The sequence below is a fragment of the Streptomyces katrae genome (assembly GCF_000966975.1).
In the GTDB taxonomy this organism is placed as follows: Bacteria; Actinomycetota; Actinomycetes; order Streptomycetales; family Streptomycetaceae; genus Streptomyces; species Streptomyces katrae.
In genome coordinates this window covers 1-398 of the sequence record NZ_JZWV01001788.1, presented here as the reverse complement: position 1 = coordinate 398, position 398 = coordinate 1, and the positions used below count along the sequence as shown (strand labels likewise).

Sequence of the window (398 nt, the reverse complement as noted above, 5' to 3'; positions counted from 1 at the left end):
GTCCTGATCGAGACCCTGGTGGCGCTCGGCGCCGAGGTCCGCTGGGTGTCCTGCAACATCTACTCGACCCAGGACCACGCCGCCGCGGCCATCGCGGCCGCCGGGATCCCGGTCTTCGCCTGGAAGGGCGAGACGCTGGAGGAGTACTGGTGGTGTACGGAGCAGGCGCTGACCTGGCCCGGGCAGACCGGCCCCAACATGATCCTGGACGACGGCGGTGACGCCACCCTGCTGGTCCACAAGGGCGTGGAGTACCAGAAGGCCGGGGCCGTTCCCGACGTCTCGACCGCCGACAACGAGGAAATGGCCATCGTCCTCGGCCTGCTGGCGAAGACGGACATCGACTGGACCGCCCTCGCGTCCGGAATCCGCGGCGTGACGGAGGAGACCACCACGGG

At 69.6% G+C, this 398-nt stretch carries 1 protein-coding gene; it reads left to right on the top strand.

All coding sequences use genetic code 11. The features are described from left to right. Window positions 1-398 (top strand): adenosylhomocysteinase (locus VR44_RS40600; protein ID WP_045952725.1); only part of this gene is annotated, 398 nt, incomplete at both ends.